The 15,168-nt window shown below is 54.2% G+C and carries 14 protein-coding genes; 5 read left to right on the top strand and 9 right to left on the bottom strand.

Going from position 1 to position 15,168, the window contains the following annotated elements:
* Positions 1-16 precede the first annotated feature (16 nt).
* From JY391_RS23205 to JY391_RS23180, 6 genes are all read right to left on the bottom strand, one after another.
* Positions 17-1,558, bottom strand: coding sequence for an IS91-like element ISCR1 family transposase (locus JY391_RS23205; protein WP_000050481.1), 1,542 nt, complete (start codon positions 1,556-1,558; stop codon positions 17-19).
* Positions 1,559-1,962: 404 nt separating this feature from the next.
* Entirely contained in the window at positions 1,963-2,802 is an 840-nt protein-coding gene (gene sul1, locus JY391_RS23200; protein ID WP_000259031.1) for a sulfonamide-resistant dihydropteroate synthase Sul1, read from the bottom strand.
* A complete protein-coding gene (locus JY391_RS23195; RefSeq protein ID WP_000679427.1) occupies positions 2,796-3,143 on the bottom strand; it encodes a quaternary ammonium compound efflux SMR transporter QacE delta 1 in 348 nt (115 codons plus the stop codon). Before JY391_RS23195 ends, sul1 begins: the two co-directional genes overlap by 7 nt.
* Positions 3,144-3,306: 163 nt before the next feature.
* The gene (gene aadA1 / locus JY391_RS23190; RefSeq protein ID WP_001209508.1) at positions 3,307-4,098 is read right to left on the bottom strand and encodes an ANT(3'')-Ia family aminoglycoside nucleotidyltransferase AadA1; all 792 of its coding nucleotides are present in this window, start codon (positions 4,096-4,098) and stop codon (positions 3,307-3,309) included.
* Positions 4,099-4,114: 16 nt separating this feature from the next.
* Positions 4,115-4,915 carry an oxacillin-hydrolyzing class D beta-lactamase OXA-10 gene (locus JY391_RS23185; protein ID WP_000846390.1) on the bottom strand — a complete coding sequence of 267 codons (801 nt, stop codon included), beginning with the start codon at positions 4,913-4,915 and terminating at the stop codon, positions 4,115-4,117.
* Between the two features lie 264 nt (positions 4,916-5,179).
* Complete coding sequence (locus JY391_RS23180; RefSeq protein WP_012300772.1) at positions 5,180-6,439, bottom strand: chloramphenicol efflux MFS transporter CmlA5; 1,260 nt, start codon at positions 6,437-6,439, stop codon at positions 5,180-5,182.
* A gap of 297 nt (positions 6,440-6,736) precedes the next feature.
* Here JY391_RS23180 and JY391_RS23175 point away from each other — a divergent pair, with 297 nt between their 5' ends.
* On the top strand, positions 6,737-7,441 hold the full coding sequence (locus JY391_RS23175; RefSeq protein WP_001067855.1) for an IS6-like element IS26 family transposase: 705 nt from the start codon (positions 6,737-6,739) through the stop codon (positions 7,439-7,441).
* A gap of 146 nt (positions 7,442-7,587) precedes the next feature.
* On the opposite strand, the gene JY391_RS23170 is transcribed toward JY391_RS23175, so the two are convergent.
* Together JY391_RS23170 and dfrA14 are read right to left on the bottom strand one after the other, a co-directional pair.
* A complete protein-coding gene (locus JY391_RS23170) occupies positions 7,588-8,040 on the bottom strand; it encodes an NAD(+)--rifampin ADP-ribosyltransferase Arr-2 (protein WP_000237816.1) in 453 nt (150 codons plus the stop codon).
* A 110-nt stretch (positions 8,041-8,150) separates the two neighbouring features.
* Positions 8,151-8,624 carry a trimethoprim-resistant dihydrofolate reductase DfrA14 gene (dfrA14, locus tag JY391_RS23165; protein WP_004201280.1) on the bottom strand — a complete coding sequence of 158 codons (474 nt, stop codon included), beginning with the start codon at positions 8,622-8,624 and terminating at the stop codon, positions 8,151-8,153.
* 155 nt (positions 8,625-8,779) lie between these two features.
* On the opposite strand from dfrA14, the gene intI1 reads away from it, so the two are divergent.
* The 4 genes from intI1 (at position 8,780) to JY391_RS23145 (ending at position 14,714) form a co-directional block, all read left to right on the top strand.
* Positions 8,780-9,793 (top strand): class 1 integron integrase IntI1, encoded by a 1,014-nt coding sequence (gene intI1, locus JY391_RS23160; RefSeq protein WP_000845048.1) that lies wholly within the window; start codon positions 8,780-8,782, stop codon positions 9,791-9,793.
* A 305-nt stretch (positions 9,794-10,098) separates the two neighbouring features.
* Positions 10,099-10,656, top strand: coding sequence for a recombinase family protein (locus JY391_RS23155; protein WP_001162012.1), 558 nt, complete (start codon positions 10,099-10,101; stop codon positions 10,654-10,656).
* A 2-nt stretch (positions 10,657-10,658) separates the two neighbouring features.
* Positions 10,659-13,631: a Tn3 family transposase gene (locus JY391_RS23150; RefSeq protein WP_001138073.1), complete on the top strand. Its 2,973-nt coding sequence runs from the start codon at positions 10,659-10,661 to the stop codon at positions 13,629-13,631.
* Positions 13,632-13,709: 78 nt separating this feature from the next.
* Positions 13,710-14,714, top strand: a complete 1,005-nt coding sequence (locus JY391_RS23145) for an IS110-like element IS4321 family transposase (protein ID WP_020442388.1) — start codon at positions 13,710-13,712, stop codon at positions 14,712-14,714.
* A gap of 181 nt (positions 14,715-14,895) precedes the next feature.
* Here JY391_RS23145 and JY391_RS23140 read toward each other — a convergent pair whose 3' ends face one another.
* Positions 14,896-15,117, bottom strand: coding sequence for a hypothetical protein (locus tag JY391_RS23140; protein ID WP_000714163.1), 222 nt, complete (start codon positions 15,115-15,117; stop codon positions 14,896-14,898).
* Positions 15,118-15,168 lie beyond the last annotated feature (51 nt).

Below are 15,168 nucleotides of genomic sequence, written 5' to 3'. Positions count from 1 at the left end.
GTTGGATTTGGGGTCGTCAGTCAAAGAGACGACTCTGTGATGGATCGAACAGGCTGGGAGTCAGTGGCGGCGCTCGTTCTGGTGGCAGCTCACGCTGCTTGGCGGCATTCGCCTTGGCTGTTTTCTGTTTCAGATGCTTGAGAATCTGCTCAATGACCTTCGGATCTTCGATGCTGGCAATCACTTTGACGTGACCGCCGCAGTGTTCGCAGACTTCAATATCAATATTGAAGACTCGCTTGAGGCGTTGCATCCAGGTCATGGCGCGGTGGCGCTCTGCAGGACTCTTGTCACGCCAGTTAGTATCGAGACCTTCCGATTTGTCGGGCTTCTTGCCCCGCTTGGCGGGTGTTACTTGAACTCGGTGTTTGCTGTTCGGTGCAAAGACGCCGTGGAAGCGTGTGAGGTTGACTCGCGGCTTAGGTACCAACGCAGCGAGTTTGGCGATGAAGTCCAGCGGCTCGAAGATCACATGGGTGGTGCCATTGCGGTACGGAGTTTTGAGCTCGTAACGCACCTGCCCATTGGCGGTTAATGCCAGACGTTTTTCTGAAACCGCTGGCCGACTAATGTAGCGACACAAGCGCTCAAGCTTATCCCGCTGATGCGCTTCGGCCATCACACCGGCGTGTAGCGAGAAACCAGCATGGTTGGCTACTCGACTGCTTGAGTCGGCTTTATCCTCACGCCCTGGCAAGGTTTGCAGGGTGAAGACTTTGCGCCCTTGCTGGGGGCCGACGGCAATGCGATACGTAACCGAAGCACCATGTAATTGAGTCAGCGTATCGTCTTCGCCCTCTTCCAGTGTCAACCACGTATTCTCGGCATCACGCTCCAAAATCCCACGCTTTTCCATGCAGCGAGCGATGCGATGGCTGAGGGTGTGAGCGAGCGTATTCAGCTCATCGTAAGTGGGTGCCTTGACACGATGGAAGCGTTGCTTGCCATAGTCATCTTCGGCATAGACACCATCGAGAAACAGCATGTGGTAGTGGACATTGAGATTTAGCGCGGAGCCAAAGCGTTGGATAAGAGTCACTGAGCCAGTTTGTGCAGAGGCTTTGGTGTAACCGGCTTTTTTGATCAGATGAGTTGAGAGTGTACGATAGACGATACTCAAGACCTGGCCCATCAGCTGGGGATGGCGAGCCAGCAAAAAGCGTAGCTGGAAAGGAAAGCTGAGCACCCACTGGCGAATGGGCTCCTTGGGGAAGACTTCGTCTATCAGCAGCGCCGCACTCTCGGCCATCCGGCGGGCACCGCAGCTAGGGCAAAAGCCGCGTCGTTTACAGCTGAAGGCGACCAGACGCTCGTGATGACAATCCTCGCAGCGAACCCGCATGAAACCATACTCCAGACGGCCACATTGGAGGAGGTCGTTGAATTCTTGTTGGATGTAGCGAGGCAGGTGTTGACCTTGGGCTTCGAGTGAGGCTTTGAAGGCTGGGTAGTGCTGCTCAACCAGCTGGTAGAGCAGCGTCTGGTCGGGTTGGTGGCGTTCGTAACCGTTTGTTTGAGTGGGCGATTGACTCGCCGTGGCGTTCCTTGCCAGCGACATGGGTATCCTCCGCTGATACTGTGGTTATGTACAGTATCAGCGGCTTGCGTTCAGACGTCCAGTCTGGCCCTAGACATCGCTAAATGCTTAACCCGCAATAGCCCTCACGAGTTGTTATCAGCCACTACCGGTTGAGCGAGAAGGTTTTGGGTTCAGGGTGCTATTGCTCCACCAATCACAATACTGAAGCCCCAACTGTTATCAGTTGGGGCTTTTTCTTGTCTGTTTGCGGCGGTTGCGTTTTATCGGTAGTCGTCGAGCTCTGCACCATCCCACATAAGAGCTTAACGGTGCGATCTTCAACGCCATCACACAAAACTTTCTTTTTCACGCACAGTCAACTTATTGGATGTTTTATTAACAACCCAAAAGGAGATATTTAGCGGGCGGCCGGAAGGTGAATGCTAGGCATGATCTAACCCTCGGTCTCTGGCGTCGCGACTGCGAAATTTCGCGAGGGTTTCCGAGAAGGTGATTGCGCTTCGCAGATCTCCAGGCGCGTGGGTGCGGACGTAGTCAGCGCCATTGCCGATCGCGTGAAGTTCCGCCGCAAGGCTCGCTGGACCCAGATCCTTTACAGGAAGGCCAACGGTGGCGCCCAAGAAGGATTTCCGCGACACCGAGACCAATAGCGGAAGCCCCAACGCCGACTTCAGCTTTTGAAGGTTCGACAGCACGTGCAGCGATGTTTCCGGTGCGGGGCTCAAGAAAAATCCCATCCCCGGATCGAGGATGAGCCGGTCGGCAGCGACCCCGCTCCGTCGCAAGGCGGAAACCCGCGCCTCGAAGAACCGCACAATCTCGTCGAGCGCGTCTTCGGGTCGAAGGTGACCGGTGCGGGTGGCGATGCCATCCCGCTGCGCTGAGTGCATAACCACCAGCCTGCAGTCCGCCTCAGCAATATCGGGATAGAGCGCAGGGTCAGGAAATCCTTGGATATCGTTCAGGTAGCCCACGCCGCGCTTGAGCGCATAGCGCTGGGTTTCCGGTTGGAAGCTGTCGATTGAAACACGGTGCATCTGATCGGACAGGGCGTCTAAGAGCGGCGCAATACGTCTGATCTCATCGGCCGGCGATACAGGCCTCGCGTCCGGATGGCTGGCGGCCGGTCCGACATCCACGACGTCTGATCCGACTCGCAGCATTTCGATCGCCGCGGTGACAGCGCCGGCGGGGTCTAGCCGCCGGCTCTCATCGAAGAAGGAGTCCTCGGTGAGATTCAGAATGCCGAACACCGTCACCATGGCGTCGGCCTCCGCAGCGACTTCCACGATGGGGATCGGGCGAGCAAAAAGGCAGCAATTATGAGCCCCATACCTACAAAGCCCCACGCATCAAGCTTTTGCCCATGAAGCAACCAGGCAATGGCTGTAATTATGACGACGCCGAGTCCCGACCAGACTGCATAAGCAACACCGACAGGGATGGATTTCAGAACCAGAGAAAGAAAATAAAATGCGATGCCATAACCGATTATGACAACGGCGGAAGGGGCAAGCTTAGTAAAGCCCTCGCTAGATTTTAATGCGGATGTTGCGATTACTTCGCCAACTATTGCGATAACAAGAAAAAGCCAGCCTTTCATGATATATCTCCCAATTTGTGTAGGGCTTATTATGCACGCTTAAAAATAATAAAAGCAGACTTGACCTGATAGTTTGGCTGTGAGCAATTATGTGCTTAGTGCATCTAACGCTTGAGTTAAGCCGCGCCGCGAAGCGGCGTCGGCTTGAACGAATTGTTAGACATTATTTGCCGACTACCTTGGTGATCTCGCCTTTCACGTAGTGAACAAATTCTTCCAACTGATCTGCGCGCGAGGCCAAGCGATCTTCTTCTTGTCCAAGATAAGCCTGTCTAGCTTCAAGTATGACGGGCTGATACTGGGCCGGCAGGCGCTCCATTGCCCAGTCGGCAGCGACATCCTTCGGCGCGATTTTGCCGGTTACTGCGCTGTACCAAATGCGGGACAACGTAAGCACTACATTTCGCTCATCGCCAGCCCAGTCGGGCGGCGAGTTCCATAGCGTTAAGGTTTCATTTAGCGCCTCAAATAGATCCTGTTCAGGAACCGGATCAAAGAGTTCCTCCGCCGCTGGACCTACCAAGGCAACGCTATGTTCTCTTGCTTTTGTCAGCAAGATAGCCAGATCAATGTCGATCGTGGCTGGCTCGAAGATACCTGCAAGAATGTCATTGCGCTGCCATTCTCCAAATTGCAGTTCGCGCTTAGCTGGATAACGCCACGGAATGATGTCGTCGTGCACAACAATGGTGACTTCTACAGCGCGGAGAATCTCGCTCTCTCCAGGGGAAGCCGAAGTTTCCAAAAGGTCGTTGATCAAAGCTCGCCGCGTTGTTTCATCAAGCCTTACGGTCACCGTAACCAGCAAATCAATATCACTGTGTGGCTTCAGGCCGCCATCCACTGCGGAGCCGTACAAATGTACGGCCAGCAACGTCGGTTCGAGATGGCGCTCGATGACGCCAACTACCTCTGATAGTTGAGTCGATACTTCGGCGATCACCACTTCCCTCATGATGTTTAACTTTGTTTTAGCCACCAATGATGCCCTCACTTTCCATGATTTTGGTGGGAATGGATTTTCTTAGCGGCAACTTACTTTCGTTGTCTATATCCATGTTAAAGGCGAAAAAGTAAACCTCTGTCTCCTTCTCAACCCACCCAACCCACCATGCGACACCAGGATTTGACTCAGTTCCCACACCAGAAAAACCAGTTTTTGAATGCACTAGATATTCAGGTGCCGCCTCCGTTACCAAAGCCTCTTTTACTATTAGCTGGTTTTCTTTAGATGCTGACAATTTATTTAAATATAGAGACTCTAGAAACTCCACTTGATTAACTGCGGAAATTCTAAGCTGGCCTTCCAACCAGAATTTGTCAATGCCACCACTGATATTCTGGTTGCCATAGGAAAATTTTTTAAGGTATTTCTGCATTCTTACTTCGCCAACTTCTCTGGCGATTTGTTGAAATACGGGAACAGCTGAAACTTGTATTGCCCCTCTTAAGGTCAAGTCTCTTTCCCATTGCTTCATGGCTCTTGGCTTTCCGTCCCATTTGAAAACCTGATGCTCATTCTTTATGACACCAGTTTCTAGGCCGATAATTGCGTTGGGGATCTTAAATGTTGATGCTGGAAGATATTCCTTTGATGCACGAGCTAAGTCATTGGTAGCGCAGGATTTACTGCTACTTTTACAAAGCACGAAGACACCATTGACGGCTTCGGCAGAGAACTCTTTGTTCCAAGACGTATTTTCTGTAATTGAACCAGCTAATGCCGTACTCGAAAGACACGCGATAATTACATATGCGGCAAATGTTTTCATGGCACCTTCTTGGTGGCTAACGTTAATTCGACCTCAGAGGCGTTTAAGTCAAAATACCTCTGACGTCTAACATGATTAATCAAAGTCTGATTTTTTAACAAAATCAGAAAGATAGACGCGAAACTTTAAAACAAAGGCGTCAACACTTCAAGTAGCGATCTTTCGCTTCGGCGAGGCCTAACGCCTGAGCTCAGCCGACCGAAACCGCGTAGCGGTTTTGGGTCGGCTGCAGCGATTTGTTGGGCGATAGCTTGCCACATTCTCTCAACGATTGGGATTTGATGTACTTTCCGCACTTTGTAGCGCGACCACATCATGCTCCCCCTGGCCGCGAGAGCCCTTCACTCGGGAAACACAAGACAGACCGAGCACGACTGTTGCAAGGGTCAAACAGTACACGACAACCGGCCAAGCCGTGTTGCGCGGCAACAGCGAAATGATCAACGTTCCGATGCTTCCTAGCAGTACACCGCCCAAGCAGAAGTAGACTGCCGTGACCGTTCCAGCAACATGGTCGAATCCTCGAAGAGCGCCATTGGGCGACACAGATACCGCTGTGGCGACACCAATACCCACTAGCCACATTGGAGCAATAAAGCCTAACACGGACTGCGAAGCCCATATTTCGGTGATGGCAAGCAATACTGCTCCAGCTATCAGGCATCCCATTCCCATTCGCAAGACACTTGGGCTGCCCCACTTGGGTATCACACGCCCCATAAAACGAGCCGTAAACACCATGGCAATTGCCACTGTGGCGAACAGCAGGCTGAAGCCAAGCTGAGACACACCTTGCCTGCCCATCATTAGTCCGGGCGCAATGGAGAAAAAGACGAAGAAGCTACCCATTCCAGCGGCGTAACACAACGTGTACAACCAGAAGTTCAGGCACTTAACGGGGAGTAGCAGCTGCGACCATTGCAAGCCCGCAACTCGTTGCACCCGGGTTTCAGGCCAGAATCGCCACGCTGCTGCAGATGCAGCGATCATGCCCAAACCTAGAAACGCAAAGATAGCCCGCCACCCAAGCCACATGTCGACGAGCGCTCCGAGCAATGGGCCTACCGCCGGGACCATGGCCAGCATGGATCCGAGTATGCCGTAAATGACATTACTTTCCTCGCGACCTGCGTAAATGTCACGTACTGTTGCAAATGTGGAAACAAGGCACGCCGAGGCACCACAAGCCTGAAGAATCCGAAGCCCCAGAAAGACTTCAGCCGATGACGTAAGAGCGAGGCCCATTGACGCCACAACGTAGGCGAGGCCACCTCCCAGTAGAACGGGGCGGCGCCCCAGTCGGTCCGATAGCGGTCCAAACAAGAGCTGACCGGCACCAATCATGACCAAGTACGTTGTCAGCGTAAGCTGAATTGTGCTCGCTGTCGTACCAAGCGCGTTTGGCATAAACGGCACTGCTGGCAAGTACATGTCCATGCCGAGTGATGCCAATAAATCGAACGGTGATAACAACAACACCGTGGCGGCAAGGGAGTACCGCCAACTAAAGTTTTTTGAGCGCACGAAACCATCTCCTTGAACAAAGGATTTGGCGGCGCTCCCGTAGAGCAAAAGGATTCATGAGAACGCCGCAACAACCGAAAAATGAAGGTTGCTGCGGCTTACTTGTCTGCGTTCTTGGAAGTGCTCATCTGCTGACTATCTCATGATTGAATTTGAATCGTAACAACTTTCAAGCAACTCTGCGAGGAGCCTTATTGTGCGCCCAACGCCGCCATAAACGGCGACAGGGTGGCGGGCACTGTTGCAAATAGTCGGTGGTGATAAACTTATCATCCCCTTTTGCTGATGGAGCTGCACATGAACCCATTCAAAGGCCGGCATTTTCAGCGTGACATCATTCTGTGGGCCGTACGCTGGTACTGCAAATACGGCATCAGTTACCGTGAGCTGCAGGAGATGCTGGCTGAACGCGGAGTGAATGTCGATCACTCCACGATTTACCGCTGGGTTCAGCGTTATGCGCCTGAAATGGAAAAACGGCTGCGCTGGTACTGGCGTAACCCTTCCGATCTTTGCCCGTGGCACATGGATGAAACCTACGTGAAGGTCAATGGCCGCTGGGCGTATCTGTACCGGGCCGTCGACAGCCGGGGCCGCACTGTCGATTTTTATCTCTCCTCCCGTCGTAACAGCAAAGCTGCATACCGGTTTCTGGGTAAAATCCTCAACAACGTGAAGAAGTGGCAGATCCCGCGATTCATCAACACGGATAAAGCGCCCGCCTATGGTCGCGCGCTTGCTCTGCTCAAACGCGAAGGCCGGTGCCCGTCTGACGTTGAACACCGACAGATTAAGTACCGGAACAACGTGATTGAATGCGATCATGGCAAACTGAAACGGATAATCGGCGCCACGCTGGGATTTAAATCCATGAAGACGGCTTACGCCACCATCAAAGGTATTGAGGTGATGCGTGCACTACGCAAAGGCCAGGCCTCAGCATTTTATTATGGTGATCCCCTGGGCGAAATGCGCCTGGTAAGCAGAGTTTTTGAAATGTAAGGCCTTTGAATAAGACAAAAGGCTGCCTCATCGCTAACTTTGCAACAGTGCCGGGTGGCGCGCCTATTGCGCATAAAATGGCGAAGCCATGCGCAACAGGCGCGGAATCTCTGGCGTCCGGTTTGATGGCTTTGTTATGCAAAGGACTAGTCTTCAATGACGTGTAAACCACGGCGCTTTAAGTCCTCTAACGAATCCAACATTCCCCTTATTAATTCAACAGGATGCCCCTCCCAGTCTTCAACAACGCCAACAATTCTCAAGGGTTCGCAGGTTCTATAGGACTGTGTTGGATTACCGGGAAATTTTTTGTTCGTAAGATTCGGATCGTCTTCGAACGGTCCTGTTGGCTCAACTATGTATATGTAGCCGCGACCCTCGAGGCCAGACAGTGACATAGCAAGTTCAGCTCCCCAAACTGCTGGCTCCATCAAGGCTGAAAAGTAGATGTGCTTAAGAATACGACCGTCCTCGAAATGAGAGATGAACCCTGTGGTTAGCAAGTCACCAATCGCCAAATTGGCTTTGGTTCCATGATAGAACGGTCCTTGCACCTGCTTGTAATTATCATGAGAGATGGGAATCCAATCTTTTACCATTTTAAGACCCTTAATTGTTGGGATTTGGCTGCATAACGTCGCTATCAATCGCGGAAAAGGCGTAGTGCGCGAAGCGAACGAAGCTTTTTGCCGTCGATTGCATAGCTTTGTTAACCCTTTTTCCAAATTTGATAGCAATAGTTAATGTTTGAAGTAAAGTGTTGCTCAAAAACAACTTCGAAGGTATTTGGAATACTCGGGAAGAAAACATCCCCCTCTGGCTCGATGTCGATCGTCGATAAGTGGAGCGTAGAGGCCATGGGTAATGTTTCTCGGTAAATTTCTCCGCCACCAGACACTATAACGTGACCGGTGAATTCAGCTAGCCTGTCCATGGCCTCTTCGATTGACTGAAATACAACTACATTGTCATCATTTGATGTCCAACCTGAGCGGGTAACGACCGCGTATTTCCTATTGGGGAGTGCGCCCATAGATTCAAACGTCTTGCGACCCACCAGAAGCCACTGATTGTAGGTCAATGCTTTAAAAAGTAGCTGCTCCCCTTTCGCGGACCAGGGTATGTCTGGACCGCAACCAATCACGCCGTTTTTCGCTTTCGCAGCCATCAATGATACTTTCAAGGTTCTCATCCTGGGTTAACTTTGTTTTAGGGCGACTGCCCTGCTGCGTAACATCGTTGCTGCTCCATAACATCAAACATCGACCCACGGCGTAACGCGCTTGCTGCTTGGATGCCCGAGGCATAGACTGTACAAAAAAACAGTCATAACAAGCCATGAAAACCGCCACTGCGCCGTTACCACCGCTGCGTTCGGTCAAGGTTCTGGACCAGTTGCGTGAGCGCATACGCTACTTGCATTACAGTTTACGAACCGAACAGGCTTATGTCCACTGGGTTCGTGCCTTCATCCGTTTCCACGGTGTGCGTCACCCGGCAACCTTGGGCAGCAGCGAAGTCGAGGCATTTCTGTCCTGGCTGGCGAACGAGCGCAAGGTTTCGGTCTCCACGCATCGTCAGGCATTGGCGGCCTTGCTGTTCTTCTACGGCAAGGTGCTGTGCACGGATCTGCCCTGGCTTCAGGAGATCGGAAGACCTCGGCCGTCGCGGCGCTTGCCGGTGGTGCTGACCCCGGATGAAGTGGTTCGCATCCTCGGTTTTCTGGAAGGCGAGCATCGTTTGTTCGCCCAGCTTCTGTATGGAACGGGCATGCGGATCAGTGAGGGTTTGCAACTGCGGGTCAAGGATCTGGATTTCGATCACGGCACGATCATCGTGCGGGAGGGCAAGGGCTCCAAGGATCGGGCCTTGATGTTACCCGAGAGCTTGGCACCCAGCCTGCGCGAGCAGCTGTCGCGTGCACGGGCATGGTGGCTGAAGGACCAGGCCGAGGGCCGCAGCGGCGTTGCGCTTCCCGACGCCCTTGAGCGGAAGTATCCGCGCGCCGGGCATTCCTGGCCGTGGTTCTGGGTTTTTGCGCAGCACACGCATTCGACCGATCCACGGAGCGGTGTCGTGCGTCGCCATCACATGTATGACCAGACCTTTCAGCGCGCCTTCAAACGTGCCGTAGAACAAGCAGGCATCACGAAGCCCGCCACACCGCACACCCTCCGCCACTCGTTCGCGACGGCCTTGCTCCGCAGCGGTTACGACATTCGAACCGTGCAGGATCTGCTCGGCCATTCCGACGTCTCTACGACGATGATTTACACGCATGTGCTGAAAGTTGGCGGTGCCGGAGTGCGCTCACCGCTTGATGCGCTGCCGCCCCTCACTAGTGAGAGGTAGGGCAGCGCAAGTCAATCCTGGCGGATTCACTACCCCTGCGCGAAGGCCATCGGTGCCGCATCGAACGGCCGGTTGCGGAAAGTCCTCCCTGCGTCCGCTGATGGCCGGCAGCAGCCCGTCGTTGCCTGATGGATCCAACCCCTCCGCTGCTATAGTGCAGTCGGCTTCTGACGTTCAGTGCAGCCGTCTTCTGAAAACGACACCATGTGCAAACGATGTCAGAATAGAGTTAAATTTCCTATTGATTGACATATTCCGTCAAAGGTAATAGATTTCATCCTGACACTTTTGCCTTTGGAGGCATCTTGCAAGGTCAACGCATCGGCTATGTCCGCGTCAGCAGCTTCGACCAGAACCCGGAACGGCAATTGGAGGGTGTTCAGGTGGCGCGGGTGTTCACCGACAAGGCTTCTGGCAAGGACACCCAGCGTCCCGAGCTGGAAAGGCTGCTGGCCTTCGTCCGCGAGGGCGACACCGTGGTGGTGCATAGCATGGACAGGCTGGCACGCAACCTTGATGACCTGCGCCGCATCGTCCAAGGGCTGACACAACGGGGCGTGCGCATGGAGTTCGTCAAAGAAGGGCTGAAGTTCACCGGCGAGGACTCACCGATGGCCAATCTGATGCTGTCGGTCATGGGAGCCTTCGCTGAGTTCGAGCGCGCCCTGATCCGCGAACGTCAGCGCGAGGGAATCGTGCTGGCCAAGCAGCGCGGTGCCTACCGGGGACGAAAGAAATCGCTGAACAGCGAACAAATTGCCGAGTTGAAACGGCGAGTTGCGGCAGGCGACCAAAAAACCTTGGTGGCCCGTGACTTCGGCATCAGCCGCGAAACCTTGTACCAGTACCTGCGGGAAGACTGACCATGCCACGCCGCTCAATCCTGTCCGCCACCGAGCGCGAAAGCCTGCTGGCACTGCCAGATGCCAAAGACGAACTGATACGGCACTACACGTTCAACGAAACCGACCTGTCGGTGATCCGTCAGCGTCGCGGCGCCGCGAATCGATTGGGCTTCGCTGTGCAGCTTTGCTACTTGCGATTCCCTGGCACCTTTTTGGGCGTCGATGAGCCTCCGTTTCCGCCCCTGTTGCGCATGGTGGCCGCGCAACTCAAGATGCCAGTGGAAAGTTGGAGCGAGTACGGCCAGCGCGAACAGACACGGCGGGAGCACTTGGTCGAGCTGCAAACGGTTTTTGGGTTCAAGCCCTTCACCATGAGCCACTATCGGCAAGCCGTGCATACATTGACCGAGCTGGCCTTGCAGACCGACAAAGGCATCGTGCTGGCGAGCGCACTTGTCGAGAATCTGCGGCGGCAGAGCATTATCCTGCCCGCCATGAATGCCATCGAGCGCGCAAGCGCCGAGGCCATCACCCGTGCCAACCGACGCATTTACGCGGCGCTGACCGATTCTTTGTTATCACCCCACCGTCAGCGCCTGGACGAACTTCTCAAGCGCAAGGACGGCAGTAAAGTGACGTGGCTGGCATGGCTGCGCCAGTCGCCTGCCAAACCGAACTCTCGCCACATGCTCGAACATATTGAGCGCCTGAAATCCTGGCAAGCACTTGATCTGCCCGCAGGCATCGAGCGGCAGGTTCACCAGAACCGCCTGCTCAAAATCGCTCGTGAAGGTGGCCAGATGACGCCTGCTGATCTGGCAAAGTTCGAGGTGCAACGACGCTATGCCACGCTGGTAGCGCTGGCCATCGAAGGCATGGCCACCGTCACCGATGAAATCATCGACCTTCACGATCGCATCATCGGCAAGCTGTTCAACGCGGCCAAGAACAAGCATCAGCAGCAGTTCCAGGCTTCCGGCAAGGCGATCAACGACAAGGTGCGGATGTATGGGCGCATCGGTCAAGCGTTGATTGAGGCCAAGCAAAGCGGCAGCGATCCGTTCGCCGCCATCGAGGCCGTTATGCCCTGGGACACCTTCGCCGCCAGCGTCACCGAAGCGCAAACATTGGCGCGGCCTGCCGACTTTGATTTCCTGCACCACATCGGTGAAAGCTATGCCACGCTACGCCGCTACGCGCCGCAGTTCCTGGGCGTGCTCAAATTGCGGGCTGCGCCCGCCGCCAAGGGTGTGCTCGATGCCATCGACATGCTGCGCGGCATGAACAGCGACAGCGCGCGCAAGGTGCCCGCCGATGCGCCAACCGCATTCATCAAGCCGCGCTGGGCAAAGCTGGTTCTGACCGACGACGGCATCGACCGGCGTTACTACGAGTTATGCGCCCTGTCGGAGCTGAAGAACGCGCTGCGCTCCGGTGATGTCTGGGTGCAGGGTTCTCGCCAGTTCAAGGACTTCGACGAATACCTGGTGCCGGTCGAGAAGTTCGCCACTTTGAAGCTGGCCAGCGAATTGCCGCTGGCAGTGGCCACCGACTGCGACCAATACCTGCATGACCGGTTGGAATTGTTGGAGGCGCAACTCGCCACAGTCAACCGCATGGCTGCGGCCAACGACTTACCGGATGCCATCATCACCACCGCGTCAGGCCTGAAGATCACGCCGCTGGACGCGGCAGTACCAGACGCCGCGCAAGCCATGATCGACCAGACAGCTATGCTGCTGCCGCACCTCAAAATCACCGAGTTGCTGATGGAGGTCGATGAATGGACGGGCTTCACCCGCCACTTCACACACCTGAAGACCAGCGACACGGCCAAGGACAAAACCTTGCTGTTGACGACGATCCTGGCCGACGCGATCAACCTGGGTCTGACCAAAATGGCCGAGTCCTGCCCTGGCACCACCTACGCCAAGCTGTCTTGGCTGCAAGCCTGGCACATCCGCGATGAAACCTATTCGACGGCGCTGGCCGAGCTGGTGAATGCGCAGTTTCGGCAACCCTTCGCCGGCAACTGGGGTGACGGCACCACGTCATCGTCGGACGGCCAGAACTTCAGAACCGGCAGCAAAGCAGAAAGCACTGGTCATATCAACCCGAAGTATGGAAGCAGTCCAGGACGGACTTTCTACACCCATATCTCCGACCAGTACGCGCCCTTCAGTGCCAAGGTGGTCAACGTGGGCATTCGTGATTCAACTTACGTGCTTGATGGCCTGCTGTACCACGAGTCGGACTTGCGCATCGAGGAACACTACACCGACACGGCAGGCTTCACCGATCACGTGTTTGGCTTGATGCATTTGCTGGGATTTCGCTTCGCGCCGCGTATCCGTGACTTGGGCGAAACCAAGCTATTCATCCCCAAGGGCGATGCCGCCTATGACGCGCTCAAGCCGATGATTAGCAGCGACAGGCTGAACATCAAGCAAATACGCGCCCATTGGGATGAAATTCTGCGGCTGGCCACCTCCATCAAGCAAGGCACGGTAACGGCTTCGCTGATGCTGCGCAAACTCGGCAGCTACCCGCGCCAGAACGGCTTGGCCGTGGCGTTGCGCGAGCTGGGGCGCATCGAGCGCACGCTGTTCATTTTGGATTGGCTGCAAAGCGTGGAGCTGCGCCGCCGCGTCCATGCGGGGCTGAATAAGGGCGAGGCGCGCAACGCGCTGGCCAGGGCGGTCTTCTTCTACCGATTGGGTGAAATCCGCGACCGCAGTTTTGAGCAGCAGCGCTACCGGGCCAGCGGCCTCAATCTGGTGACGGCGGCCATCGTGTTGTGGAACACGGTATATCTGGAGCGTGCCACCAGTGCTTTGCGTGGCAACGGCACGGCGCTGGACGACACATTGTTGCAATATCTGTCGCCGCTGGGGTGGGAGCACATCAACCTGACCGGCGATTACCTATGGCGCAGCAGCGCCAAGGTCGGTGCGGGGAAGTTTAGGCCATTGCGACCGCTGCCACCGGCTTAGCGTGCTTTATTTAATGAGATGGTCACTCCCTCCTTCCCGGTACTATGCTGAGGACAGGCTTTCATTCGGAGAACTATCATGGAAAACATTGCGCTCATTGGTATCGATCTGGGTAAAAACTCTTTCCATATTCATTGCCAGGATCGTCGCGGGAAGGCTGTTTACCGTAAAAAATTTACCCGGCCAAAGTTGATCGAATTTTTGGCGACATGCCCCGCTACAACCATCGCAATGGAAGCCTGTGGCGGTTCTCACTTTATGGCACGCAAGTTGGAAGAGTTGGGGCATTCCCCAAAGCTGATATCACCACAATTTGTCCGCCCGTTCGTTAAAAGCAATAAAAACGACTTTGTCGACGCCGAAGCTATTTGTGAAGCTGCATCGCGTCCGTCTATGCGTTTTGTGCAGCCCAGAACGGAATCTCAGCAGGCAATGCGGGCTCTGCATCGTGTCCGTGAATCCCTGGTTCAGGATAAGGTAAAAACAACCAATCAAATGCATGCTTTTCTGCTGGAATTTGGCATTAGCGTTCCCCGAGGAGCTGCCGTTATTAGCCGACTGAGTACCATTCTTGAGGATAATAGTTTGCCTCTTTACCTCAGCCAGTTATTGCTGAAATTACAACAGCATTATCACTATCTTGTTGAGCAGATTAAAGATTTGGAATCCCAGTTGAAACGAAAGTTGGACGAAGATGAGGTTGGACAGCGCTTGCTGAGCATTCCCTGCGTCGGAACACTGACAGCGAGTACTATTTCAACTGAGATTGGCGACGGGAAGCAGTACGCCAGCAGCCGTGACTTTGCGGCGGCAACAGGGCTTGTACCTCGGCAGTACAGCACGGGAGGTAGGACGACATTGCTGGGAATTAGTAAGCGAGGTAATAAAAAGATCCGAACTTTGTTGGTTCAATGTGCCAGGGTATTCATACAAAAACTGGAACACCAGTCTGGCAAATTGGCCGATTGGGTCAGGGATTTACTGTGCCGGAAAAGCAACTTTGTCGTCACTTGTGCTCTGGAAAACAAGCTGGCCAGAATAGCCTGGGCCCTAACGGCACGACAGCAAACTTATGTAGCATAACGGCAGAAATACACCGGTTTAAAGAATTACTGATCTGGTTTTGCGAATACTGATATTGATGATACTAACGGCCCACCGGCCTGTTGAGGAACCTGTAAAACGGAAAGGCTCATTGAAGCCGTATATTTTCTGGAGGTTCATCAGGCGCGGAACTCATCAAGGCGCGGGAATAAAATCCCATTCAGACGCCGGATAGATTCAAGCAAGCCAACTTGTCGTCAAAATCGGTGTTGCAAAAACGGGAGTGACCATAGATTCCGTTTTCTGAGACGACCCCTACAATACCGACACCGATGGCTGTTACGGCGACCTTACGCAGGTCTTCACCGATAGCTCCCAGAGTCTTCTTGTCAGGAGAGAAAAGACGCACAAACCACGTCTTAATACGCAAAAACTTTTTCATGATTACCTCCATAGTTGAAGAGGAGGCGAATCATGCCTGAGAGGGCATGAA

This window comes from Citrobacter sedlakii (genome assembly GCF_018128425.1).
Taxonomy (GTDB): domain Bacteria; phylum Pseudomonadota; class Gammaproteobacteria; order Enterobacterales; family Enterobacteriaceae; genus Citrobacter_A; species Citrobacter_A sedlakii.
This window is presented reverse-complemented; position numbering and strand designations above follow the sequence as displayed.

Excerpts from the sequence above, each read along its gene's own strand:
- JY391_RS23205 (WP_000050481.1), bottom strand. The coding sequence starts at position 1,558 with ATGTCGCTGGCAAGGAACGCCACGGCGAGTCAATCGCCCACTCAAACA.
- sul1 (WP_000259031.1), bottom strand. The coding sequence starts at position 2,802 with ATGGTGACGGTGTTCGGCATTCTGAATCTCACCGAGGACTCCTTCTTC.
- JY391_RS23195 (WP_000679427.1), bottom strand. The coding sequence starts at position 3,143 with ATGAAAGGCTGGCTTTTTCTTGTTATCGCAATAGTTGGCGAAGTAATC.
- aadA1 (WP_001209508.1), bottom strand. The coding sequence starts at position 4,098 with ATGAGGGAAGTGGTGATCGCCGAAGTATCGACTCAACTATCAGAGGTA.
- JY391_RS23185 (WP_000846390.1), bottom strand. The coding sequence starts at position 4,915 with ATGAAAACATTTGCCGCATATGTAATTATCGCGTGTCTTTCGAGTACG.
- JY391_RS23175 (WP_001067855.1), top strand. The coding sequence starts at position 6,737 with ATGAACCCATTCAAAGGCCGGCATTTTCAGCGTGACATCATTCTGTGG.
- JY391_RS23170 (WP_000237816.1), bottom strand. The coding sequence starts at position 8,040 with ATGGTAAAAGATTGGATTCCCATCTCTCATGATAATTACAAGCAGGTG.
- intI1 (WP_000845048.1), top strand. The coding sequence starts at position 8,780 with ATGAAAACCGCCACTGCGCCGTTACCACCGCTGCGTTCGGTCAAGGTT.
- JY391_RS23150 (WP_001138073.1), top strand. The coding sequence starts at position 10,659 with ATGCCACGCCGCTCAATCCTGTCCGCCACCGAGCGCGAAAGCCTGCTG.
- JY391_RS23145 (WP_020442388.1), top strand. The coding sequence starts at position 13,710 with ATGGAAAACATTGCGCTCATTGGTATCGATCTGGGTAAAAACTCTTTC.
- JY391_RS23140 (WP_000714163.1), bottom strand. The coding sequence starts at position 15,117 with ATGAAAAAGTTTTTGCGTATTAAGACGTGGTTTGTGCGTCTTTTCTCT.